This is a genomic window from Mesorhizobium sp. M0802 (genome assembly GCF_040320115.1).
Taxonomy (GTDB): Bacteria; Pseudomonadota; Alphaproteobacteria; order Rhizobiales; family Rhizobiaceae; genus Mesorhizobium.
In genome coordinates, this window is sequence record NZ_JAMYOY010000004.1 from 253,318 (window position 1) to 275,635 (window position 22,318).

At 62.9% G+C, this 22,318-nt stretch carries 21 protein-coding genes; 11 read left to right on the plus strand and 10 right to left on the minus strand.

Annotated features, from left to right (window positions below):
- From NKI10_RS09315 to NKI10_RS09325, 3 genes are all read right to left on the minus strand, one after another.
- On the minus strand, positions 1-651 hold the full coding sequence (locus NKI10_RS09315; RefSeq protein WP_352859612.1) for an amino acid ABC transporter permease: 651 nt from the start codon (positions 649-651) through the stop codon (positions 1-3).
- A 1-nt stretch (position 652) separates the two neighbouring features.
- Complete coding sequence (locus NKI10_RS09320) at positions 653-1,318, minus strand: amino acid ABC transporter permease (RefSeq protein ID WP_023693641.1); 666 nt, start codon at positions 1,316-1,318, stop codon at positions 653-655.
- 69 nt (positions 1,319-1,387) lie between these two features.
- Positions 1,388-2,218, minus strand: coding sequence for a transporter substrate-binding protein (locus NKI10_RS09325; protein ID WP_352859670.1), 831 nt, complete (start codon positions 2,216-2,218; stop codon positions 1,388-1,390).
- A 155-nt stretch (positions 2,219-2,373) separates the two neighbouring features.
- On the opposite strand from NKI10_RS09325, the gene NKI10_RS09330 reads away from it, so the two are divergent.
- Positions 2,374-3,189 carry an IclR family transcriptional regulator gene (locus tag NKI10_RS09330; protein WP_352859614.1) on the plus strand — a complete coding sequence of 272 codons (816 nt, stop codon included), beginning with the start codon at positions 2,374-2,376 and terminating at the stop codon, positions 3,187-3,189.
- A 24-nt stretch (positions 3,190-3,213) separates the two neighbouring features.
- Here NKI10_RS09330 and NKI10_RS09335 read toward each other — a convergent pair whose 3' ends face one another.
- Positions 3,214-3,417 carry a YdcH family protein gene (locus tag NKI10_RS09335; protein ID WP_023673103.1) on the minus strand — a complete coding sequence of 68 codons (204 nt, stop codon included), beginning with the start codon at positions 3,415-3,417 and terminating at the stop codon, positions 3,214-3,216.
- A gap of 239 nt (positions 3,418-3,656) precedes the next feature.
- Here NKI10_RS09335 and NKI10_RS09340 point away from each other — a divergent pair, with 239 nt between their 5' ends.
- The 6 genes from NKI10_RS09340 (at position 3,657) to NKI10_RS09365 (ending at position 8,965) form a co-directional block, all read left to right on the plus strand.
- Positions 3,657-3,836: a YdcH family protein gene (locus NKI10_RS09340; protein ID WP_023684024.1), complete on the plus strand. Its 180-nt coding sequence runs from the start codon at positions 3,657-3,659 to the stop codon at positions 3,834-3,836.
- Positions 3,837-4,123: 287 nt separating this feature from the next.
- Entirely contained in the window at positions 4,124-5,377 is a 1,254-nt protein-coding gene (ispG, locus tag NKI10_RS09345) for a flavodoxin-dependent (E)-4-hydroxy-3-methylbut-2-enyl-diphosphate synthase (protein WP_352519845.1), read from the plus strand.
- A 3-nt stretch (positions 5,378-5,380) separates the two neighbouring features.
- Positions 5,381-6,238, plus strand: a complete 858-nt coding sequence (locus tag NKI10_RS09350; RefSeq protein WP_352859616.1) for a transglycosylase SLT domain-containing protein — start codon at positions 5,381-5,383, stop codon at positions 6,236-6,238.
- Between the two features lie 14 nt (positions 6,239-6,252).
- On the plus strand, positions 6,253-6,804 hold the full coding sequence (locus NKI10_RS09355; RefSeq protein WP_352859618.1) for a chloramphenicol phosphotransferase CPT family protein: 552 nt from the start codon (positions 6,253-6,255) through the stop codon (positions 6,802-6,804).
- Positions 6,805-6,968: 164 nt separating this feature from the next.
- Entirely contained in the window at positions 6,969-8,105 is a 1,137-nt protein-coding gene (locus NKI10_RS09360; RefSeq protein WP_352859620.1) for a sterol desaturase family protein, read from the plus strand.
- 80 nt (positions 8,106-8,185) lie between these two features.
- Positions 8,186-8,965, plus strand: coding sequence for a Stf0 family sulfotransferase (locus NKI10_RS09365; protein ID WP_352859622.1), 780 nt, complete (start codon positions 8,186-8,188; stop codon positions 8,963-8,965).
- Here NKI10_RS09365 and NKI10_RS09370 read toward each other — a convergent pair.
- The 3 genes from NKI10_RS09370 to NKI10_RS09380 form a co-directional block, all read right to left on the minus strand.
- Positions 8,934-11,276 carry a response regulator gene (locus tag NKI10_RS09370; protein ID WP_352859624.1) on the minus strand — a complete coding sequence of 781 codons (2,343 nt, stop codon included), beginning with the start codon at positions 11,274-11,276 and terminating at the stop codon, positions 8,934-8,936. The genes NKI10_RS09365 and NKI10_RS09370 overlap by 32 nt on opposite strands.
- 85 nt (positions 11,277-11,361) lie before the next feature.
- Entirely contained in the window at positions 11,362-11,547 is a 186-nt protein-coding gene (locus tag NKI10_RS09375) for a hypothetical protein (RefSeq protein WP_023684018.1), read from the minus strand.
- A gap of 37 nt (positions 11,548-11,584) precedes the next feature.
- Complete coding sequence (locus NKI10_RS09380) at positions 11,585-12,604, minus strand: LacI family DNA-binding transcriptional regulator (RefSeq protein ID WP_031195645.1); 1,020 nt, start codon at positions 12,602-12,604, stop codon at positions 11,585-11,587.
- A gap of 218 nt (positions 12,605-12,822) precedes the next feature.
- Between NKI10_RS09380 and NKI10_RS09385 the strand changes: the two genes are divergently transcribed.
- The 4 genes from NKI10_RS09385 (at position 12,823) to NKI10_RS09400 (ending at position 18,152) form a co-directional block, all read left to right on the plus strand.
- On the plus strand, positions 12,823-13,656 hold the full coding sequence (locus NKI10_RS09385) for an inositol monophosphatase family protein (RefSeq protein ID WP_050591319.1): 834 nt from the start codon (positions 12,823-12,825) through the stop codon (positions 13,654-13,656).
- Positions 13,657-13,717: 61 nt separating this feature from the next.
- The gene (locus NKI10_RS09390) at positions 13,718-14,743 is read left to right on the plus strand and encodes an ABC transporter substrate-binding protein (protein ID WP_023752887.1); all 1,026 of its coding nucleotides are present in this window, start codon (positions 13,718-13,720) and stop codon (positions 14,741-14,743) included.
- 89 nt (positions 14,744-14,832) lie between these two features.
- A complete protein-coding gene (locus NKI10_RS09395; protein ID WP_352859627.1) occupies positions 14,833-17,037 on the plus strand; it encodes an ABC transporter permease in 2,205 nt (734 codons plus the stop codon).
- A gap of 14 nt (positions 17,038-17,051) precedes the next feature.
- A complete protein-coding gene (locus NKI10_RS09400) occupies positions 17,052-18,152 on the plus strand; it encodes an ABC transporter ATP-binding protein (protein ID WP_352859628.1) in 1,101 nt (366 codons plus the stop codon).
- Positions 18,153-18,317: 165 nt separating this feature from the next.
- On the opposite strand, the gene NKI10_RS09405 is transcribed toward NKI10_RS09400, so the two are convergent.
- Genes NKI10_RS09405 through NKI10_RS09415 form a run of 3 tightly spaced genes read right to left on the minus strand, consistent with a single transcriptional unit; the run spans position 18,318 to position 22,176 of the window.
- On the minus strand, positions 18,318-20,699 hold the full coding sequence (locus NKI10_RS09405) for a xanthine dehydrogenase family protein molybdopterin-binding subunit (protein WP_352859630.1): 2,382 nt from the start codon (positions 20,697-20,699) through the stop codon (positions 18,318-18,320).
- On the minus strand, positions 20,696-21,688 hold the full coding sequence (locus NKI10_RS09410; protein WP_352859632.1) for an FAD binding domain-containing protein: 993 nt from the start codon (positions 21,686-21,688) through the stop codon (positions 20,696-20,698). Before NKI10_RS09410 ends, NKI10_RS09405 begins: the two co-directional genes overlap by 4 nt.
- Complete coding sequence (locus NKI10_RS09415) at positions 21,685-22,176, minus strand: (2Fe-2S)-binding protein (protein ID WP_023730815.1); 492 nt, start codon at positions 22,174-22,176, stop codon at positions 21,685-21,687. Before NKI10_RS09415 ends, NKI10_RS09410 begins: the two co-directional genes overlap by 4 nt.
- Between the last annotated feature and the right edge of the window lie 142 nt (positions 22,177-22,318).

Below are 22,318 nucleotides of genomic sequence, written 5' to 3' on the forward strand. Positions count from 1 at the left end.
CTAGTCCCGGATGAAGGCAAAGCGCCGTTCCATCTGCCGGCTGGCGTAGGAAAGCGCATAGTTGACGGCGAAATAGATCAAGGCGCCGACGATGTAGAGCGGCATCGCCTCATAGGTGCGGCCGATGACCTGGTTGATCGCCTGCATCAGGTCGGTGATGCCGAGCAGCGAGACCAGGGCGCTGCCCTTGACCGCATCGGTGACGCCGTTGATCCAGGGCGGCAGGAAGCGCCGGAAGGCCTGCGGAAAGATGACGTAGGTGAGCCGCTGGCGAAAAGTCAGCCCAATGGCCATCGCCGCTTCTGACTGGCCCTTGGGAATAGAGCCGACGGCGCCCCGGAGATACTCAATGACCTGCGCCGTCTTGAACAAGGTCAGCGCCAGCACCGCCGCCGAGAAGGATTGCAGATGCAGGCCGATGGCCGGCAGGCCGTAATAGACGAAGAACATCAGCACCAGGATCGGGATGCCGCGGATGGTGTCGGAGAAGATGCGCACGGCCCAGCGCAGCGGCGCCGGGCCGTAGACCAGGCCGACGCCGAGCGCGACGCCGGCAATCAGCGACAGCACCACGACCAGCAGCGACACCCACAAGGTGATGGCGAAGCCCTGGGCGAGGAACGGTACGGCGTAGAGGATCTGGCTCAGCATGTCAGCGCGCAGCCCTGAACCGGCGTTCGACCAGCCGCAGCCCGAAGAGCAGGGTGTAGCCGGTCACCAGATACATCGCCGTCGTCACCAGATAGACCTCGACGATGCGGAAGGTGTTGAAGTTGATCCACTGGGCGCCGAAGGTGAGCTCGGGCACCGAGATCACCGAGGCGATCGACGTGTCCTTGAACAGCGAGATGAAGGTGTTGGACAGCGCCGGCAGCGTGATGCGCAGCATGGTCGGCAGGCGCACATGAACCAGCCGCTGCCAAGGCGTGAGCCCGATCGCCTTGCCGGCATCGAGCTGGCCGCGAGGCACGGCTTCGAGGCCGGAGCGGAACACCTCGACCAGATAGGCGCCGCTATAGACCGACAGCGTCAGCACGAACGAGGTCGGCGCGTCGTAGGCGACGTCGATCACCGTCGGCAGGCCGTAGAAGACAAGATAGACGAGCAGGATCAGCGGCACGTTGCGGATGAATTCGACGTAAGCCGCAATGATGGCGCGCACCACGCGTCCGGCCGAGACATACCAGACCGCCAGCACCAGGCCGATGACGACGCCGATGGCAATCGAAATCACGGCAAGCTCGAGGCTGAGCAGAAGGCCGCCCCACAGCTTGTCGAAATGGCGCCAGATCAGGTTGAAGTTGAGCGTATAGCCCATGCGTCTCCCGCAATAACCAAGGGGATGCGAACTAGAAGGCGGAAGGGCTAACCCTTCCGCCAGCGCTTGTCAGACAACCGGGAAACCGGGATGGCGGGCCGGCGGCTCCTGGCCGAAATAGTCCTTGAAGGCGGCGTCGTAGAGTGCGGTCTCATGGCCGAACATAGCGATGGTGAAGGTCTGGTTGACGAAGGTCAGCCAGTCCAGGTCGCCCTGCCTGACCGCCGCGCCGTAGAGCATCGAGTACCAGCTCTTGCCGGCATCGAAATATTTGTCGGGGTTGCGCGAGGCCAGCCAGCGCACGGTTGAAAGATCGACAGCGGCGGCATCGGCGCGTTTCGATTCCAGTGCCTGCAGCACATTGGCCTGGGTGTCGATCTGCAGCACCTGCGCCTCCGGCAGGGCGTAATGGACCGAGCTTTCGGCATCGACATTCTGCAGGATCGAGATGCGCGTCGCCGAACCACCGGCGAGCAGCTTGTCGAAGGTCTTGTTTTCCGCCGTCGGCAGCGTCAGCAGGGCGACGCCCTCGACATAGTATGGCCTGGAGAAGTGGATCAGCTGCGAGCGCTGCGCGGTCATGGTCATGAACTGGATGGTAATGTCGACCTTGTTGGTGGTGACATTGGGGATGCGCTGCGCCGGATCTTGCATGACGAACTCGACCTTGCTCGGATCGTCGAACAGACCCTTGGCCAGGATGCGGCCCATGGTGACGTCCATGCCGACTAGCTCGCCGGCATCGTTTTCGAAATGCCATGGCGCGTTGGTGCTGCCGGTGCCGACGATCAGCTTGCCGCGGTCAAGCGCGGTGCGCAGAACGCTGTCGGATGCGGCTTGTGCCGCCGCCTTTTCGGCGCTGACAGCGGTCATCACGCCCGCCGTTGCAAGCCCGGCCATGCCCAGTTTCAGAAAATCTCGCTTGGATGCGTCGTTCACTGCGACCTCCTGTTGTTTGAGTTCCCCTACAGACACACGTGTCGCCGACCTGAATTGTCTCTTACAATAGACATATGTATCCTATACAAGACAGATACTAACATCAGGAATCAGTTATGCAAGACAGCAATGGACTCACGGATCGGGCGGAGCTTGGTCCAGCCGAGAGCCCGACGCCCGACAAGACCTCCGGCTCGCGCGAGAAGGGCCTCAACCGGGTGCTGGAGATCCTGGACTTCCTGCATGTGACGCAGCGCGCCATCGGCATTGGCGATCTCGCCAAGGGGGTGAATGCGCCGCGCTCCACCACCTATACGGTGGTGCGTTCGCTGGTCGATGCGGGTCTCCTGGAGGTGGAGGGCGACGGCAACCGGGTCTATTTCGGCAAGAAGCTCTACCTCTATGGGATGGACTATGTCAGGGGCAACGACCTGCTTAGGCGGGGCCGGCAGGAGGTCGACAATCTGTCGCGCGAGACCGGCGAGACCTCCGAATTGTGCATGCTGCAAAGCGGGCGCTATACCATCGTCCATTCCAGCCCCGGCACCAGGCCGTTCCGCATCAGCTCGGCCACCGGCCTGCAGATCCCGCTGCCATGGACGGCATCGGGGCGGCTGCTTCTGGCCGGATTGGAAAGGGCCGCCATCCAGGACATGGTCTCGGAAGACGACCTTTTGCTGCCCGACGGCCGCAGGCTGCAGTTCGACGACTTCATTGCCGATATCGCGACGGCCAGAACGACCGGCTATTGCATCACTTCGGGGCTGGTCGACGCCTACACCAAATGCCTGGCCGCCCCTGTCTTCGCGGCCGCCGGCAAGGTCGAGGCGACGATGTGCCTGGTGGTGCCGATCGACACTTCAGCGGAGAAGACCGACGAATTGCTGACGTTGCTGCGCCATCGCGCGGCGCGGCTGTCGATAGCGGGGTGAGCAGTTAGGCCCCGAGGCCGTCGGCTAAGCGATGATGTCCGGAATGATCTTGTCTTCCAGCGCCATCAGCCGGTCCTTGAGGAAAAGCTTCTTCTTCTTCATGCGCTGGATCTGCAAGGGGTCGCAGCCCATGGCGATCATCGCATTGATGGCCGCGTCGAAATCGGCATGTTCCTGCTTCAGGCGGGAAAATTCGAGGCGGACATCGGCCTTTTCCTGGTCGGACATTCTCTACCGTCTGCATGTCTGCGGCGCCCGGCAATGGGCATGATTGGGCGGGGGCGGCATCGATTGCCGCCGGCGCGCAGCCAATATCACATATCACATTGTCGTGGAATGCTACCACGCAGCATTCGACATCGCAGCCGGATGGTGGCAGACTGTCATGGTGCCGTCACAGATGCGACCTGCGGTGGACGTGCCTTTGACGGCTGCAATCGAGGAAACCATGAAAGGGAGAACCAATCATGTCTCTTGCATCCCATCTTGATGAGTTGCAGCGGAAACACGGTGATATCGAACGCGAGATCGACGATGCGATGAACCATCCATCGGTCGACGACCTCGAAATCGTGAATCTGAAGCGACGCAAGCTGGCACTCAAGGACGAGATTGAAAAACTGAAGGCGAAACCGACGAGACACTGACGCCCTTCCAGGATTAGACGCGCCGCCTTGGCGCGTGACTATCGCTCCGGTGGCGACATGCCGCCGGAGGCCTGTTTTTGCTACTGGTTGCGATACTGTTGGCCGGCGAAACCCGTCTGTGGGATCGCCGCGCTACTGCGATTTGGCGGCTCTGCTTGTCTGTCGCCATTGACAAGCCATCTTTGCTCCTCCACCTCATGCCCGAACCTCAGCGCTATGCGCTGATAGCTGATTGAGCGTGCGTCGACGTGGACGTGTGTCGCTCGGGTGATCAAGAGGCTGCCGGCATGACCGGGTATTTTTCCTCCCCCTTTGCGCGCCGGACATCGGTCGGCGTCGATGTCGGCGGCGTGGTCGTCGGCGGCGGCGCGCCGGTCGTCGTGCAGTCGATGACCAACACCGACACGGCCGATATCGACCAGACCGTCGCGCAGGTTGCGGCTTTGCATCGCGCTGGCTCCGAGATCGTGCGCATCACCGTCGATCGTGACGAGAGCGCCGCCGCCGTGCCGCGCATCCGCGAACGGCTCGAGCGGCTCGGCATCAATGTGCCGCTGGTCGGCGACTTCCACTATATCGGCCACAAGCTGCTGGCCGACCATCCAGCCTGCGCCGAGGCGCTGGCCAAATACCGCATCAATCCCGGCAATGTCGGCTTCAAGGACAAGAAGGACCGCCAGTTCGCAGCGATCGTCGAAATGGCGATCAGATACGACAAGCCGGTGCGCATCGGCGTCAATTGGGGGTCGCTCGATCAGGAGTTGCTCACCCGGCTGATGGACGAGAACCAGCGCCAAGGCTTTCCGCTGACGGCGCAGGAAGTAACCCGCGAAGCGATCGTGCAGTCGGCGATCCTGTCGGCCGAAATGGCCGAAGAGATAGGCCTCGCCCGCGAAAAGATCATCCTGTCGGCCAAGGTCAGCGGCGTGCAGGATTTGATCGCCGTCTACACCGAGCTTGCCACGCGTTCCAACCATGCGCTGCATCTTGGCCTCACCGAAGCCGGCATGGGCTCGAAGGGCATCGTCGCCTCGTCGGCTGCCATGGGCATCCTCTTGCAGCAAGGCATTGGCGACACCATCCGCATCTCGCTGACGCCGGAGCCGAATGGCGACCGCACTCGCGAGGTGCAGGTCTCGCAGGAACTGCTGCAGACCATGGGCTTCCGTCAGTTCGTGCCGATCGTCGCCGCTTGCCCCGGCTGCGGTCGCACGACCTCCACCGTGTTCCAGGAGCTCGCCCAGAACATCCAGGCCGATTTGCGCAAGAACATGCCGGTCTGGCGGGAGAAATATCCCGGCGTCGAGAACCTCAAGGTCGCGGTGATGGGCTGCATCGTCAACGGCCCCGGCGAATCCAAGCACGCCGATATCGGCATCTCGCTGCCCGGCACCGGCGAGACGCCGACCGCGCCCGTCTTCGTCGATGGCAAGAAGTCGGCGACGCTGCGCGGTCCGTCGATCGCCGCCGATTTCGAAAAAATGGTTGCCGACTATATCGAGCAGCGGTTTGGCCAGCACGGCAAAGCCGCGGCCGAATAAGCCATGCGGGGGCTGCTCAAAGCCGGTGTGATCCTGCTCTGCGGGCTGGGTGCCGGACAGGCGCTCGCCGATCCACCGCAATCGCGCTCGGCGGCGAAACGATTGATCGGCCGTGTCTGTGACCTGATCGAGACGCATGCCGAGCGGAACGGCCTGCCGAAGGATTACTTCGCCCGGCTGATCTGGAAAGAAAGCCGCTTCGATCCCAATGCGGTTAGCCCGGTCGGTGCCGAAGGCATCGCCCAGTTCATGCCGGGCACCGCCAAGATGCGCGGGCTGGTCGATCCTTTCGACATCAACCAGGCGATCCCGGCTTCGGCGAAATATCTCGCCGAAATGAAGACCGGCTTCGGCAATCTCGGCCTGGCGGCGGCTGCCTACAATGCCGGCGAGAGCCGCGTTTCGCGCTGGCTGGGTTCCGGCGGTTTCCTGCCGATGGAGACCGAGAGCTACGTCTTCGACATCATGGGCGAACCGGCCGACAAGTTCTCCGACAGCGCCTACGCCGGAACGATCGAGCCGCTCGACGCGAAAACCAGCTTTGCCGTCGCCTGCCGCAAGCTGCCGGTGATCATGTCGAGAACCGTGGCCATGGCGTCGATCAATGTGAAGCCATGGGGCGTCCAGGTGGCCGGCAATTTCCGCCGCGGCGCGGCGATCAATCAATGGCTGCGGGTCAGGAGCCGGTTTCCGGCGCTGCTTTCCGGTCGTGACCCGGTGGTCAGCCGGGTGCGCACGCCGATCGGCCGACGCGGCATCTACGCCGTCAGGATCGGCGTCGACGACCGTGCCGCCGCCAACGTCATCTGCCAGAAACTGCAAAGCGTCGGCGGCGCCTGTATCGTCGTGCGCAACCGATAGGCCGAGGGGGCGACATGACGGCCAAAATCGTCCTGCTCAATGGCGTCGGCAGCGCCGGCAAAAGCTCGATCGCCAGGGCGCTGCAAACGATCGCCACTGAACCGTTCCTGCATGTCCAGATGGATGCTTTCATCGACATGCTGCCGCCGGCGCTGCAGGATCATGCCGACGGGTTTTCCTTTGAGACCGTGCTGGAAGACGGCAAGCCGTCGGTGGTGATCAGGAGCGGGCCGGTCGCGGCGCTAGCCATGCGCGGCATGCGCCATGCCATCGCCGCCATGGCCGGGCAAGGCAACAATCTCATCGTCGACGACGTGGTCTTCAATGACGAGATAGCGGAGTACCGCATGCTGCTGTCGGGTTTCGATCTGCATCTGGTCGGCGTCATGGCGCCGCTGGAGGTGCTGGAAGCGCGCGAGGCCGCGCGCGCCGACAGGCTGCCTGGCCTGGCGCGCTGGCAATATGGACGCGTCCACAAGGGCATGGACTACGACCTCGAAGTCGACACCAGCCGGCTGACGCCGCTTGAATGCGCCCGTCGCATCCAGGAAAGATTCCGACTATAGTGGCCGGTGTCTTTGACACGATCGCAGCTTTTACCAGTTGCCCAAAACGCAGATAGCCGTCTCTGGCCTGCAAAGTCGTGTCGATTAATATTTATGAGCCTTGCTGTAGTAAGACGGGTCGAAATTTCTGGCGAGACCTTTGGGGCCGTTAACGGGGGAACATCATGCCGGTGACAAATTTCCTTAGACGCGTCGTCGGTGAACTTGAAACGCCGCGCGCCAAACGGCCGTTCGGTTCTGGCTGGCTGTCCGGCTCGATTGGCTTGCTTGCCGGGGTCACCGCCCTGCTGATGGTCATCGTGCTGCGCTACCCGTCGCTTACATCGATGCCGGATCTGGCCCCCATCCACCAGATGCTGTTCTTCAAGCCGGTGCTCTATTTCGTCCTCATCTCCGGCTATATCCTGGCGATCCTCAGCATGACGCTGCGCAGGCAAAAGACGCTCGGCGCGGCAGCCATGTTCACTGTGCTGCTGGCGTCGCTGGTCGGCATGCTTCCGGTGCGCCATCAACTGCACATAGACGGGGTGTTCTTCGGGCTCGATTTCTTCATCCTGAACGCCTTGTTCATGGGTGTGCTGTTCGTCCCGCTCGAACGTCTTTTCGCGCGCAACAAGGATCAGACCGTGTTCCGCGACGAATGGCGCGAGGACCTGTTCTACTATCTGGTTTCATCGCTGCTGGTGCAGATTTTGACCTACCTGACCTTGGCGCCGTCCAACTTCGTCAATGCACAGGGCGCCCTTGGTTCAGTGCGCGCCTGGGTCCACGACTTGCCGTGGCTGGTACAACTGCTGGCGGTGATGTTCCTGACCGACCTTGCCCAGTATTGGGTGCATCGGGCCTTTCATCGCATTCCCTGGCTGTGGAAGTTCCATGCCGTGCACCATTCCGCCAAGTCGATGGACTGGATTGCCGGTGCGCGCATGCATTTCCTTGAAATCATCATGCTGCGCAGCCTGACGGCCACCCCGATGTTCGTGCTGGGGTTCGATGAGTCGGCCATCCAGACGTATATATTGATCGTCTACGTCTATTCGTCTTTCATCCATTCCAACATCGGAACCAGTTTCGGTCCTGTCGAAAAGGTGCTGGTGTCGCCGCGTTACCACCACTGGCATCACGGCCTCGAGAAAGAAGCGATCGACGTAAACTTCGCCATCCATTTCCCGCTGCTCGACCGGCTGTTCGGTACCCACCATATGCCTGAAGGACGCTGGCCGAACGGCTACGGCATTTACGGACATCCCGTTCCGAACGGATACTGGCAGCAATTCCTCTATCCCTTCCGGCGCGGCTAGACTGGATCCATTAGCGAAGCGCGCGTGTCACCGCGCCTGGCGAGGTTAGCCCAATCCATGACAAGCGACAGAGCCCCGAGATGCGTGACGGCTACATAATCTGCGGCACGCCGAGAACCGGAAGCACCTTGCTGTGCGGCCTTCTGGCCTCGACGAAAACAGCCGGCGATCCGCACTCGTTCTACCGGCGGCAGGACAAGGCGGAATGGGCAGAAGAGTGGAAATTGCCGCATCCCGATACGATGAGCTCGCATGACTTCGATGTCGCCTACCTCAAGGCGGCAATCAGCGCGGGAAAGGGCGGAACAGCCGTCTTCGGCTTGCGCCTGATGCGGGAGAACCTGGGTGAACTCTCGGCCATCCTCGACCGGATCTACCCAGACCTGCCATCGGACAAAGCACGCTTTGAAAAGGCCATCGGGCGGGTCCTCTACATCCATCTTTCGCGCGAAAACAAGCTGGCGCAGGCGGTGTCGCTGATCAAGGCCGAGCAAACCGGGCTTTGGCACATCGCGCCGGACGGAACCGAGATCGAACGGGTCGCACCGTCGCAGGAACCCCGCTACGATTTCAAGCGGATCCAGCGCGAGCTTGCCGAACTCGAAGCCTATGACGCGGCCTGGAACGTCTGGTTCGCGGAGCAGGGGATCGTCCCGCTGCGAATCGGCTATAAGCGCCTGTCAGCCGATCCGGCAGCGGCATTGGCATCCATCTGCAAGGCCCTGGGCGTTCCGGCGCCGAATGCCGCCGACGTAAAGCCGGGCGTCGCCAAGCTCTCGGATGAAATCAGCCTCGACTGGATGCGCCGCTATCATCTGGACGATTTGATCAAGCCCTCTTTACCGCGACCGTTTCGCTGAGCCATGTGCCGATCTTGCTGCCGAGGCGGTCGGGCGACACCGGCTTGGGCAAATAGTCGTCCATGCCGGACTCGATACATTTGTCGCGGTCGCCCTTCAGTGCGTGCGCGGTGACGCCGATGATTGGTGTGTGATTGCCACTCGCTGCCTCCGCCGCCCGGATGGCGCGGGTCGCCTCGTAGCCGTTCATCTCCGGCATGGAGACGTCCATGAGGATCAGCTTCGGCCGCAGCGCCCGGTACATCTCGACGGCCGTGCGGCCATTGCTGGCGATGCGGTAGCTGAGGCCAAGCCCATTGAGGATCTGGCCGAACACCAGCTGGTTCACGTCATTGTCCTCGGCGATCAGAATATCGATCGGGCCGTATGGCGTGGCGATCGATTCAGGCACTGTGGCCGCCGGAATTGCCGGGCCGCGAATGACGGTGAAGGCGGGTGGCGTCACGGGTGCCGCCTGCGGAACGACAGGCTCGCGAACGAACTGGGCCTTGCCGATCTGGGCCCGCGCTTTCTGGATGGCCGAGATGACGGTGCCGAGCAGGATGGCCGAGCGCGCCGGCTTGGTGAGATGCGCGGCGATGCCGAAATCGATGACCATCTTGCCGAAATCGACCTGGTCGACGGAGGTCAGCAGCACCACCGGGATGGCGGAGAGACGGCTGTCGGCGGAAATCGCCTTGGCGACATCGGCGCCGTTCATGCCGGGCATCTGGTAGTCGAGGATGATGCAGTCGACCGCAGCACCGAGTTGGCTGGCCCGGTCTAGAAAGGCGAGGCCGACGGCGCCGCTTTCGGCGGCCGCGCAGTCGAAGCTCCAGCTTCTGAGCTGCTCCAGCAAGATCTCGCGGTTGACCGGGTTGTCGTCGATGACCAGCACGCGGGCGCCGGTGACATCGACCGGCACGATCTCGTTGCGCGTGTCCTGCTGATGCGCCGGCAGCGGCACGGCGAACCAGAACACCGAGCCGCGGCCGATCTCGCTTTCGACGCCGATCTTGCCGCCCATCAGGTCGATGAGGCGGGCGGCGATGGCAAGGCCGAGGCCGGTGCCTTCATGGCGGCGCGTCGACGAGCCGTCGACCTGCGCGAATTTCTCGAACACGTTCTCGAGCTTCTCGGCAGGAATGCCGATGCCTGTGTCCTCGACGCGGACCTTGAGCTGGACCATGCCGTCGACCACCTCGCCGCCGACATCGATCAGCACATGGCCCTTCTCGGTGAACTTCACCGCATTGCCGAGCAGATTGGTGACGATCTGACGGAACCGTCCGGCATCGCCGACGACATGGGCAGGCAGGCGCGGGTCGACGCGCACGATCAGCTCGAGGTTCTTTTCGGCGACGCGCGCCGACACCAGTGTGGCCACGTCCTCGACCGCTTCGGCAAGCCGGAAGGGTGCAGGATCGAGCGTCAGCTGACCGGCATTGATCTTGGAGAAATCGAGGATGTCGTTGATGATGGTGAGCAGCGCATTGCCGGACTTGACGATGACTTCGGTGAAGGTCTTCTGGCGCGCGTTAAGCTCGGTCTTGGCGAGCAGTTCGGCCATGCCCAGCACGCCATTCATCGGCGTGCGGATCTCATGGCTCATATTGGCCAGGAATTCCGATTTGGCGCGGTCGGCCGCTTCGGCCTTGAACAAGGATGCGGCGGATTCGGTGAAGGCGCGGCGGATCGCCTTTTCCATCGGCCGGAAGATCCAGAGGGCAACGATGGCAAGAACCGCGAACAGAAGGCCGCTTGCCCACAACAGCAGCCTGTCGCTGGAGGCGTCGGCCAGATGGCGTTCGCCATCCATGGCGGTACGCACACGCACCAGCATCGGCTGGACGAACAGGTCGTTCTGGTTGAGGATTTCGCGCGAACTCCATTCGTCGGTCTGTTGCGCCGCTGACATCAGGTTGAAGTTGCGCACGATGTCGCGCGACGACCAGAACAGGTCGCCGTTGACGGCGGCCGACGAGAGTTCGTCCAGCGTTTTGGCCGACAGGCTCGGCTTGATCGCGGCCAACTCCGCGGACAGTGTTTCGATCTCGCTGGTCAGGCGTTGCGAATGGCCGCGCGCGGCGGCGGCAAGGCCGTCACGGGTTTCGGTGCGCCAGGTCGTGCTGGCGGTTTCGGCAAAGCTGGAGGCGTTGCGCAGGTCGCGGGTGAAGACGACGAGATTGCTGCTCAGCGCGTCGATGTCGTGGCGGAAGGAATTGACGCGATTGAGCGCAAACATCACCGCAGTGGAAGCCAGCGCAAAGATGAGCAATCCCGAGATGTAGCGGATCCGGATCGAGCGGATGAAGAAAGAATATTCCGGCATGCGCAACCCCAACACATACGCATCATTTTAACGGTCGGGATTACGCTTGATTTACATTAAAATTCCGTTCGCGCCTGGCGGGCCGTCAAGATCCTGGCTGCACGTGCCCGGAGTTGGCGCCATAGAGGGTGGCATCGCATTCGCGCATCATGCGCAGTGCTTCTTCCTCGGTCAGGCCGAACTTGCGCATCATGCTCCGGATTTCGGGGCCTACAGCTATCTCCACCGGTCTTGCCGCCTGGCGGGTCTTCCTGGCCTTTTTCTTGGACATCAGTACGTTTCCCGTTTTGACCGACACATGTTTCGCATCAGCCCTGGCCCGGCCTCACCGTGCTGCGCCAGACCATGGGCGCATGGCAGATCAGGCGGCTGCCAGCCTCCTCCCGCGCGCCGGTCGCGAGCCGCACGGCGCGCCTGGCGATCTCCTCGATCGGCGGCGAGAACGTCGTCAGCCGGTAAGAGGCCCAGTCGGCCTGTTCAATGTCGTCAAAGCCGATGACGCAGAGATCGCGGGGTACGTTGATGCCGAACTCGTGGCGGGCCGCATCGAGAAAGCCGCACGCAATCAGGTCGGTCACGCAGAACGCCGCATCCGGCCGCTGCCGGCCGGAAAAGAGTCGCCTAGCGCCATCGGCTCCGGTGGCATAGCCGGTGCGGCCCTCGCGCCACACGGTCACCTCCAGCCCTTCCTTCTGCGCGGCGGTAAGGAAGGCGGTTTCGCGGGAGAGCAGGCTGGGCGTGCCGGCAGCCGAGGTCACCAAAGCGGGGCGGGTACAGCCGGCCCGGATGAAGGCATGCAGCGCTGCCTCTGCGGCTGCAGCATTGTCGACACCGATATTGTGCGGGCCGTCGAAGCGGTCATCGCGATTGATCAGCACCAGCCGCTGGCCGTTCTCAAGACAGGTGCGGATCAGCAACTGCGGCGGCGAGCCGGACAGAACGATGCTCGCATCGGCGCGATAGTTCAGCGTGTTGCGCAGCGCCTGGTCGACATGGTGGCTGGGGCCGGAGGTGTTGAACACCATGGCCATTTTGCCGGCGTCCCGCAGATGTTGGGTCAGCGCCTTCTGCAGGCGGGCATGATAGGGCGTGTCGCCATCGGCAACGATGAGGCAGACAATGCCGGTCGAGGCCCGCATCAGGCCGCGAGCCAGATGGTTGACGTGATAGCCGAGTTGCTCGGCCGCCAGCATCACCCGCTCGCGGGTTTCCCCGGAAACGGAAGCGCCGGGCGTGAAGGTACGTGACACGGCCGAGCGCGAAACCCCGGCGAGGTCGGCAACCTGCTGGGCGCTGGAAAAACCGGTGCGGATTCTCGGAACCGTCAAGCGAACGCTCTCGCTGCTGTTTTCGTGATTCTTTGCACGCCAGTGCAATGTAATGCAACTCTTCTGCCATTGCCACCCACCGCACTTGACAGGCATGGCCGAATGCAACAGCTTTGCACAGCCGTGCAATACAAGCCGGCTCAAGAGTGGCATCGGAGGAATACCCTGTCCATTTCGCCGAAGACGGCATTGAGGGCGCGATTGTCCGGACCGGCTGCATGAGCAGGGCGGCGGCGCATCCGAAGGCGGACCGGCTGTCCGAGGCCGAGATGGACAGGCGTGCCGAGGTCTGCCGGAAACTGCTTGTCACGGCCGGGCAACTGGCGATGGAAGGCTATGCCCGGCAGGGCGCCGTCCAGCCGGTGGCGATGAAAGGCCCGCAGGATTTTCTCACTGAAACCGACGGCAAGGTCGAGGAGCACATCCGCGCGACGCTCGCAGAGGCTTTTCCGCAGGACGGGTTTTTGGGCGAGGAAGGCGGCGGCATCGGCTCTGCCCGCATGTGGGTCGTCGACCCGATCGACGGCACCGCCAATTTCATGCGCGGTATTCCGCATTTCTGCATTTCGATAGCTTTCGTCGAGGACGGCCGCAGCGAGATCGGCGGCATTGCCAATCCGGCCGTCGGCGAAACGTACTTTGCCCGTCGCGGGCAAGGCGCGACGCGCAATGGCGCGCCGATCCATGTGTCGCCGACGCAAGCGTTCGACCGCGCCTTTGTCGAGTTCGGCTGGTCGCCCAGGATTCCCAATCGCGACTATCTGGACAAGGTGAGCCTTGTCTGGGCACTCGGCGCCAATGTGCGGCGCTCCGGCTCCGGAGCGCTTGGGCTGGCCTATGTGGCCGACGGCCGCTCGGATGCCTATGCCGAGCTGCACATCAATTCGTGGGACTGCCTGGCCGGATTGCTGCTGGTGGAGGAGGCCGGCGGCCGTGTGAACCGGTTCCTCGACGGCGACGGCATGGCGAAGGGCAATCCCGTGCTAGCGGCAGCACCCGGCGTTGCGGCGACATTGTCCCAGGTGATCGGAGTGCCGCTCGACGACGGGTAGATCGTTTCCAGTGAGAAGACAGGGAGGAATATCGATGAAGACATTTGACAGTAAGCAAGGCTTGCGCGCCGCCTGGCTTGGCCTTGGCGCGGCGCTGGCCATGTTCGGATTGGCGGGTGCCGCCCAGGCGGCCGACCGCAGCCTCACAATGTATTGCGCCGTCGACGAGGCCTGGTGCCGGGCGATGGCGACCACCTACCAGAAGGAGACGGGCGTCAGCGTCGACATGACCCGCATGAGCGCCGGCGAAATCTACGCCCGCCTCCGGGCCGAGAAGGACAATCCGCAAGCCGATATCTGGTGGGGCGGCACCGGCGACCCGCATCTGCAGGCGGCGGAAGAGGGCCTCACCCAGGAATACAAGTCGCCGCAACTGGCAAACTTGCGCGACTGGGCGCTGAAGCAGGCCGACAGGTCGAAGAACCGCACGGTCGGCATTTATCTCGGTGCGCTCGGTTACGGCTATAATGAGGAAGATCTGAAGCAGCGCGGGCTGACCGCGCCGGCGTGCTGGGCCGATCTGGTCAAGCCGGAATTCCAGGGCGAGATCGAGATGGCCGACCCGAATTCATCGGGCACGGCCTGGACCATGCTTGCCACGATCGTCCAGCTGATGGGCGAGGACAAGGCATTCGACTATCTCAAGCAGCTCAACAAGAACATCGCCGAATACACCAAGGCAGGGGCCGCGCCGGCACTCGCCGTCGGCAAGGGCGAGACGCTGATCGGCATCTCCTTCCAGCACGACGTCATCAACGCGGCCAAGCAGAACCCGGCGGTGAAGGTGGTTTCGCCTTGCGAGGGCACCGGCTTCGAGATCGGCTCGATGAGCATCGTGACGGGCGCCAAGCATGTCGAAGAGGCGCAGAAATTCTACGACTGGGCGCTGAGCCCGGATGCGCAGAAGCTCGCGGCGCCGAACGGCAGCTTCCAGATCCCGTCGAACACCGCCACGCCGGTGCCGCCCGAGGCGCCGGACCTCTCGAAGATCAAGCTGATCGACTACGACTTCGCCAAATACGGCTCGTCGGCCGAACGCAAGCGGCTGTTGAAGAAGTTCACCGACGAGGTCCGCAATGGCGGCTGAGCGCGTTCTTTCGCGCTCACTCTAGCATCTGATCGCCGGCTGCCCCTCGCGGCAGCCGGCGCACCATCCTTGGCACAGAAAGACATTGAATGGCCGCGGCCGGTTCCATGGTCAGTTCCGCTCCTGGACGCAGCGCGCTCGCCTGGGTAATGGCCGCGTGGGCGAGCTTCGTTCTCTTGCCTTGGTACAAGGTCGAAGGCGGCTTCCTGTCGTTCGACTGGCTGGCACAGCCGGCGGATGCGACGCCGGCCATCATGCTGGCGCTCGGTGGCCGGCCCTGGCTGTTGCCGCTTGTCCTGCCGCTTCTGCTGGCGAGCTGGCTGGTGGGGCGCAACAACCCCAAGAGCCTGGCGGTTGCAGGCGCGGCGGGCCTGCTGTGGCTGGCCATCGAAGGCTTTTCCATCATCCATTCGGGCTGGGGATTTGGCTTACTTACCCAGATCGCCGGCACGCCGGGACCGATACAGCCGGGGCTCGGCTGGGGTGCGGCGCTCTATGCCGTGGCGATGCTGATGTTCATCGCCGAGGCGCTCGCCGCGCGCGGCTGGTGCAAGGGCGACCGCTTCGTCGTCGGCTCGCTCTCAATCGTGATTGCTTCGCTGATCCTGTTCGTCGCCTATCCGCTGCTGTCGATCCTCACCTCGGCCATCAAGGACAATGACGGCAATGTCGTGCCGGCGCTGTTCGTCGAAAAGATCTTCAGCGCCAACATATGGAGCCTGCGCTGCCTCTATGGCGAGGGCTCCTGCGGCGTGGCGTGGAACACGGTGGCGATCGCAGTCCTCGTCGGCTTTTTCTGCACGGCGCTTGGGCTGGCTCTGGCGCTGATTGCGCTTCGCACCAAGCTGCCGGCCAAATGGCTGCTGCGCGGCCTGTCCATCCTGCCGATCATCACGCCGCCCTTCGTCATCGGCCTGGCGCTGATCCTGCTTTTCGGCCGCGCCGGCATCGTCACCAACCTCATGTCGGTGCATCTCGGCATTCCGCGCAGCCGCTGGATCTATGGCATGGCCGGCATCACCATCGCGCAGGTGCTGGCCTTCACGCCGATCGCCTTCCTGGTTCTGGTCGGCGTGCTGCAAGGGGTCAGCCCAAGCATGGAGGAAGCATCACAAACCCTGCGCGCCAGCCGCTGGCGCACGTTTCGCACCGTCACCTGGCCGTTGATCCGGCCGGGGCTGGCCAGCGCCTTCCTGATTTCGTTTATCGAGAGCATGGCCGATTTCGCCAATCCGCTGGTGCTGGGCGGAAACTTCAACGTGCTGTCGACCGACATCTTCTTTGCAGTGGTCGGTGCGGCGCACGACCAGGGCCGCGCGGCGGTGCTGGCGATCGTGCTGTTGATGTTCACGCTGGCAGCCTTCGTCATCCAGCGCCGCTGGATCGGCAGCCGCAGCTACGTCACCGTCGCAGGCAAGGGCGATGGCGGTGTACCGGCGACGCTGCCCAAGGCCTTGCGGATCGGCTGCTACGCCGCCGTCGTTCCGTGGCTGGTTCTGACCATCGTGGTCTACGGCATCATCCTGGGCGGCGGTTTCGTGCAATCGATCGGGCGCGACAACACGCCGACGCTCGAATATTTCCTCACCGCCTTTTCGATCGAGAAAGGCGTCAATGGCTGGTTTTTCAGCGGCTCGGCCTGGCCGTCGCTGCTGATGACCATCGGCCTGGCGCTGGTGGCGATGCCGTTCACCGCGGCGCTCGGCATGCTGACGGCCTATCTGCTCGACCGGCAGCGTTTCGCCGGGCGCACCATGTTCGAATTCCTGGCGATGATGAGCTTTGCGATTCCCGGCACGGTGATCGGCGTCAGCTATATCCTTGCCTTCAACGTGCCGCCGGTGCAATTGACCGGCACCGGGCTGATCATCGTCATCTCCTTCATCTTCCGTAACATGCCGGTGGCGATCCGTGCCGGGCTCGCCAATCTGGGCCAGATCGACAAGAGCCTGGACGAGGCATCGCTGACGCTTGGGGCGCGGTCTTTTGCTACCTTGGTGCGGGTGATCCTGCCGATCCTGAAGCCGGCGATCGTGACCGCGATGATCTACAGTTTCGTGCGCGCGGTGACGGCGGTCAGCGCCGTCATCTTCCTGGCGAGCGGCCGGTTCAACCTTGCCACGGTCTACATTGTCGGGCGCGCAGATGTCGGCGAATACGGCATCGCGATTGTCTATTCGGCGGTGATGATCGTCGTCATGATGGTCATCCTCATCGGCATCCAGCTGCTGGTCGGCGAACGCCGGCTCGGCCGGCGCCGTGCGGGTCCGGAAGCCGTCGTGGCGGCAATCTGATGGGGAGAAGCGGCGTGGATCAGACGGCGAAGAATGCTGCCCCGGTTGTCACGGACAGGCCGGCCGTGCGGTTCGAGGGCGTCACCAAGAAATACGGCGCGGTGATCGCCGTCGACAATGTCAGCTTCGACATCGCGGCGGCCAGCCTGGTGACGCTGCTCGGGCCCTCGGGTTGCGGCAAGACCACGACGCTCAGGCTGATCGCCGGGCTGGAACAGACCAGCACCGGGCGCATCCTGATCGACGACAAGGATGTCACCTTGCTGTCCGCCGCCGAGCGAGATGTCTCCATGGTGTTCCAGTCCTATGCGCTGTTCCCGCACATGAACGTGATGGAGAATGTCAGCTACGGCTTGCGGGCTATGGGGCTTGGCAAGGCGCAGGCAGCCGAGCGCGCCGCCGAAAAGCTGTCGCTTGTCGGCCTGTCCGGCTACGAGAAGCGCCAGCCGAGCGAATTGTCCGGCGGCCAGCAGCAGCGCGTCGCGGTGGCGCGAGCCATCGTACTGGAGCCGAAGGTGCTGCTGTTCGACGAGCCGCTGTCCAATCTCGACGCCAAGCTGCGCCGGCGCGTGCGCGACGAAATCCGGGGTCTCCAGCAAGATCTGGCGCTGACCATGGTCTATGTCACGCATGACCAGGAAGAGGCGCTCGCCGTCTCCGACCGCATCATCGTCATGAACGCCGCTCGCGTCGCCCAGGACGGCACGCCGCGCGACCTCTACAACGAGCCGACCAACCGCTTCATCGCCGACTTCATGGGCGACGCCAATCTGCTCGACGTCGAGGTGCTTTCCAGCAATGCGACCAGTGCAAGGGTCAAGGTCGGACCCTTGCTGCTCGACATGCCGGGTCGCGGTAACGCTCCGGGGCCGGCGATGCTCGCTGTGCGCCCGAATGCCGTGCGCATCTTGCCCGGCCAGCCAGCGGGCACCATGAAGGGCCGGGTGGTCAAGAGCTCGTATCTCGGCGACCACATGGAATACCGCATCGCGATCAGCGATCCGGCGGTCGAACTGTTCGCGACATCGCCTGATGTCACACCCGCCGTGGCGGAAGGGACGATGGTCGGGATCGATTTCGATCCGGCGAAGATCGTGCTGATCAAAGACGATTGAACGCGCCGGGAAAACCGTTGCACACTTTCCCGGCGTTGCTTGGTGACGTTACAACAGGCGGCGACCAGGGATTAGCGACCCAGTTTTGCCTTGGGTTTAGAATCGTTGTTTTTGCATGCTCGCCTATTTGCGAGCCTGAGGGTCACCAGGGCGCATCGACCGAACTCAAACGAGCTTTTCCAGCGTGATCGGAAGGCTTCGAATGCGTTTGCCGGTCGCGTGGAAGACGGCATTGCCGATCGCAGGTGCGACCCCTACGACACCGATCTCGCCGACGCCTTTGCCGCCAAGAGCGGTTGCCTGCATGTCCGGAATTCCAACCGAAATCACCTGGATGTCGGGCACATCGGCGTTAACCGGGACGGCATAGTCGGCAAAATTCGCGTTGATGGTGCGCCCGTCTCGCTGGTCGACGTAACCTTCTTCCAGGAGAGCCTGCCCGAGACCCATGACCATACCGCCGATCCACTGGCTTTCCGCAAGCTTCGGATTGAAGATCCTGCCGCTATCGAATGCCGAGACCATGCGCTTGACGCGGATCGTGCCAAAATCCTCATCGATCCGAACTTCCACGAAATGCGCACACCAGCTATGGGCCGAGACGCCTCCTTCCACAGCGCCCTTCAACTGGGCGAAACTGCGGTCAGCTCCGTTCTTCATCTCCTCGGTGGCGCCGGGAGCAAAGGTGTTACCCTCGATTTCCAGTTTGTCTTTGCCCACTGCCTTCAACAGTTCCGCGATGCTGAGACCGCCGTTCGGCCGTCGGGTCGGTCGCACCGAGCCGTTTTCGAACGTAAGGTCACTCGCCTTCGAGGCTGCCAGTGGCGACTTCGGATCCGATGCGGCAAGCGCCAGCAAGGCGTCCCGTGCATTCCTGGTCGCCTTGTCCACCGCTCCCGTCAGGTTGTTGGCCTGCTGGGAGCCGCCAGCGAGCGCCGATCTGGGGAGGAGGGTATCACCCAGCCGCACCGCGACTGTCTCAACAGGAACGCCCAGAGCGTCAGCCGCTGTCTGGGCGAGAATGGTATAGGTCCCCGTTCCCATGTCGGTGCCCGCGCTGAGGACTTCGATCTGTCCACTGGCATGGAGTACGATCTTGGCTTCGCTCGCGGTACGGATCATGGGGTATGACCCGGCGGCCATTCCATAACCGATCAACTCGCGGCCTTCGCGCATCGAGCGAGGGGCCGGGTTCCGGTTCCACCAGCCGAAGGCTTCCGCGCCCACGGCATAGGCTTCGCGTAACTGTCGAGTGCTCCACTTCATCCCATTGCTGGGATCCGTCTCCGCCCAGTTGGCAAGGCGCAGCGTGACCGGATCCATGCTGAGCGCGTACGCCAGCTCGTCGATCGCGCTTTCCACAGCATAGGCACTGGGGTTTTCGCCGGGGCCCCGTTTCCAGCCGGGCTGGACCGTATTGACCGGGACGACGTTGAGACGTGAAGAAAAGTTCGGCGTCGCATACATGATCTTCGTCACATTGTTGCAAGCCTCGATATGGACTTCGTCAATCGCCGTCTCGTTCCAGCTCTCATGGACGATCGAGCTTATCTTTCCGTCCTTCGAGGCTCCGATTGAGAGTGTCTGCCGTGTCGCCGGTCGGCCGCCAAGGCCGGTAAAGGTCTGCGGCCGCGTGAGAGAAACCTTGATCGGCCTGCCCAGTTTCCGCGAGGCCGCGCAAGCCAGCCCCACATGCGGATGTGCTCCGATCTTGGACCCGAACCCACCGCCGACATAGGGCGAGATCACCCGCACATTCTCGATGTCGATGCCGAGCCATTCCGACACGACGCTCCGTGCCCCGCCAACCCACTGGCTGGGCTCCCAGACGGTGATTTTCCCGTTGTCCCAGGAAGCGATGCACGCATGCGGCTCCATCGGCACATTGTATTCGCGTGACGTCGTGTAAGTGACGTCTAGGTTGACCTCGGCATTGGCCAACGCTGTCGCCGCATCGCCCCACGCGGCACCCATCTCATCGATGGGCTGCACTTTTGCCTTGGGATCGTTGATGTCGAGAATAGGGTCGCCGTCCTCATATTCGATCTTGAGAAGACTTGCCGCTTCCGTTGCCTGCTCAAAGGTTTCTGCGACCACGAGCGCGATATGCATGCCGTTGAAACGGACCACATCGTCTTGAATTGGGGTAAATTCCTCGGTCGCTCCGCCGCCCTTGCTGTAGACGGTCGGCTTGTTGAGCTTCAGGGAATTCTGCGCGGTGTAGACATCCAGGACACCCGGTAGAGCCTTGGCGGCCGACGTATCGATACTGACGATACGCCCTGCCGGCCGCGTCGATTGGACGGTAACGCCATAGGCCAGGTTCTCCAGCTTCTGCTCGATCGCATAGCGAACCTGCCCGGTTACTTTCAACGGGCCTTCGGCGCGGGAAAGCCTGGCACCGAGAGCTGGCGCCTTGGCGGGGACGGTCTCAGCCGCAACGGCTTTTGACGAGAGATCGACAGCGGCGCCAGCGACAGCGGCTACGCCGGCGCCGAGCTTCAAGACGGTGCGGCGGTTGAGTTCGAACGCGTTACCATGTGTCATGCGATACCTCCTACCGTCATCAGGGCGCGGGCCACGACCTTCGGTGCCAGTTCAATCTTGAATGCGTTGTGTCCGCTCGACTTCGCGCCGTCGTCGGCGGCTGACGAGGCGCTACGAAGCGTCGCCTCGTCGAGCGTCTTTCCCTTGAGCAAATTTTCGACGGCGCGCAGGCGCCAGGGTTTGGTGGCGAGGCCGCCGACCGCAATGCGTACTTCGCGAATTGTCTTGCCATCGGCTTCCAATTCGATTCCGACAGCGGCGCTGGCCGCGGCGAACTCGTACGACGCGCGATCCCGGACCTTGAGATAATGCGAGCGTTCCAGGGCTGCCGAACGCGGGATCTCGATCCCGACGATCATCTCTCCGGGCGACAGATTATGCTCAAGGTGTGCGGTATCGCCAGGGAGCAGGAAGAATTCGTCGGCGGGAATTTTGCGTTCGGAAGCTCCCCGGATGATGACCGTGGCGTCGAATGCCACCAGGGAAACCGCAAAATCTCCGGGGTAGATTGCTATGCACGCGTCACTCGTGCCGAGCACCGCGTGGTTGCGGTTGACGCCGTCAACGGCAGCGCATCCGGAACCAGGATTGCGCTTGTTGCAGTTCGAATAAGCGCCCGGGTCCCGGAAGTAGGTGCAACGGGTTCGCTGCATCAAGTTTCCACCGATGGACGCCATGTTGCGCAGCTGTGCCGAGGCAGCGCGCCACAGGCTTTCGGAAAGCACCGGCGCAGCCTGCTTGATATCGGCGTGGTCGGCGACCTTGCTCATCTTGGCGAGCGTACCGATGCGAATGGCATCCGCCGATACCTGGATCGTGTCCAGGCCTGAAAGGCGTGTGATGTCGACCACCCGCGCAGGACGCTCGACATTCAGCTTCATGAGGTCAACAAGCGTGGTCCCACCGGCGAGAAATCTTGTCTCCGGCTTGGCAGCCTCGGCAATGGCCGTCGCGGCATCTTTGGCGCGGAGATACTCGAAAGGTCTCATAGTGCTGCCTCCTTCTTCAGGCGGCTGGCGGCATCGCGCACCGCGGCGACGATATGGGGGTAAGCGCCGCACCGGCAGATGTTGCCGCTCATGTATTCGCGGATGTCCTCGTCCGTATCGGCGTGGCCCTCACGAATGCATGCAACGGCCGACATGATCTGACCGGGGGTGCAATAGCCGCACTGGAATGCATCGTGCTCGATGAACGCGGTCTGGACTGCGTGCATCACGCCGTCGGCAGCCTGGAGGCCCTCGATCGTCGTGACCTGACGGCCTTCGACCTGGGCCGCCAGCGTCAGGCAGCTCAATACCCGCTCGCCGTCGACGTGGACGGTACAGGCGCCGCACTGCCCATGATCACAGCCTTTTTTCGTGCCGGGCAGGTTGGCATGCTCGCGTAGTGCATCCAGCAGAGTCACGCGTACATCAAGATTGAACTGGTGGCGCCGGCTGTTGATGTCCAAGGCTAGCTGTCGGGGCTCTGGCATGTCGTCTCCTCGAGTGGCGGGCGGGATATAGGACGCGAAGCTAATCGGACCGACGACGCCTGGCGGCATCAGTGGGAAAGGGAACGTCCATTCCGAAGTTCGGTCGTTGGCCGGTTGCCCAACGGTCAACCCTCAGGAGAGC

Coding starts and splice junctions, on each gene's coding strand:
- NKI10_RS09315 (WP_352859612.1), bottom strand. CDS start 651: ATGCTGAGCCAGATCCTCTACGCCGTACCGTTCCTCGCCCAGGGCTTC.
- NKI10_RS09320 (WP_023693641.1), bottom strand. CDS start 1,318: ATGGGCTATACGCTCAACTTCAACCTGATCTGGCGCCATTTCGACAAG.
- NKI10_RS09325 (WP_352859670.1), bottom strand. CDS start 2,218: ATGGCCGGGCTTGCAACGGCGGGCGTGATGACCGCTGTCAGCGCCGAA.
- NKI10_RS09330 (WP_352859614.1), top strand. CDS start 2,374: ATGCAAGACAGCAATGGACTCACGGATCGGGCGGAGCTTGGTCCAGCC.
- NKI10_RS09335 (WP_023673103.1), bottom strand. CDS start 3,417: ATGTCCGACCAGGAAAAGGCCGATGTCCGCCTCGAATTTTCCCGCCTG.
- NKI10_RS09340 (WP_023684024.1), top strand. CDS start 3,657: ATGTCTCTTGCATCCCATCTTGATGAGTTGCAGCGGAAACACGGTGAT.
- ispG (WP_352519845.1), top strand. CDS start 4,124: ATGACCGGGTATTTTTCCTCCCCCTTTGCGCGCCGGACATCGGTCGGC.
- NKI10_RS09350 (WP_352859616.1), top strand. CDS start 5,381: ATGCGGGGGCTGCTCAAAGCCGGTGTGATCCTGCTCTGCGGGCTGGGT.
- NKI10_RS09355 (WP_352859618.1), top strand. CDS start 6,253: ATGACGGCCAAAATCGTCCTGCTCAATGGCGTCGGCAGCGCCGGCAAA.
- NKI10_RS09360 (WP_352859620.1), top strand. CDS start 6,969: ATGCCGGTGACAAATTTCCTTAGACGCGTCGTCGGTGAACTTGAAACG.
- NKI10_RS09365 (WP_352859622.1), top strand. CDS start 8,186: ATGCGTGACGGCTACATAATCTGCGGCACGCCGAGAACCGGAAGCACC.
- NKI10_RS09370 (WP_352859624.1), bottom strand. CDS start 11,276: ATGCCGGAATATTCTTTCTTCATCCGCTCGATCCGGATCCGCTACATC.
- NKI10_RS09375 (WP_023684018.1), bottom strand. CDS start 11,547: ATGTCCAAGAAAAAGGCCAGGAAGACCCGCCAGGCGGCAAGACCGGTG.
- NKI10_RS09385 (WP_050591319.1), top strand. CDS start 12,823: ATGAGCAGGGCGGCGGCGCATCCGAAGGCGGACCGGCTGTCCGAGGCC.
- NKI10_RS09395 (WP_352859627.1), top strand. CDS start 14,833: ATGGCCGCGGCCGGTTCCATGGTCAGTTCCGCTCCTGGACGCAGCGCG.
- NKI10_RS09405 (WP_352859630.1), bottom strand. CDS start 20,699: ATGACACATGGTAACGCGTTCGAACTCAACCGCCGCACCGTCTTGAAG.
- NKI10_RS09410 (WP_352859632.1), bottom strand. CDS start 21,688: ATGAGACCTTTCGAGTATCTCCGCGCCAAAGATGCCGCGACGGCCATT.
- NKI10_RS09415 (WP_023730815.1), bottom strand. CDS start 22,176: ATGCCAGAGCCCCGACAGCTAGCCTTGGACATCAACAGCCGGCGCCAC.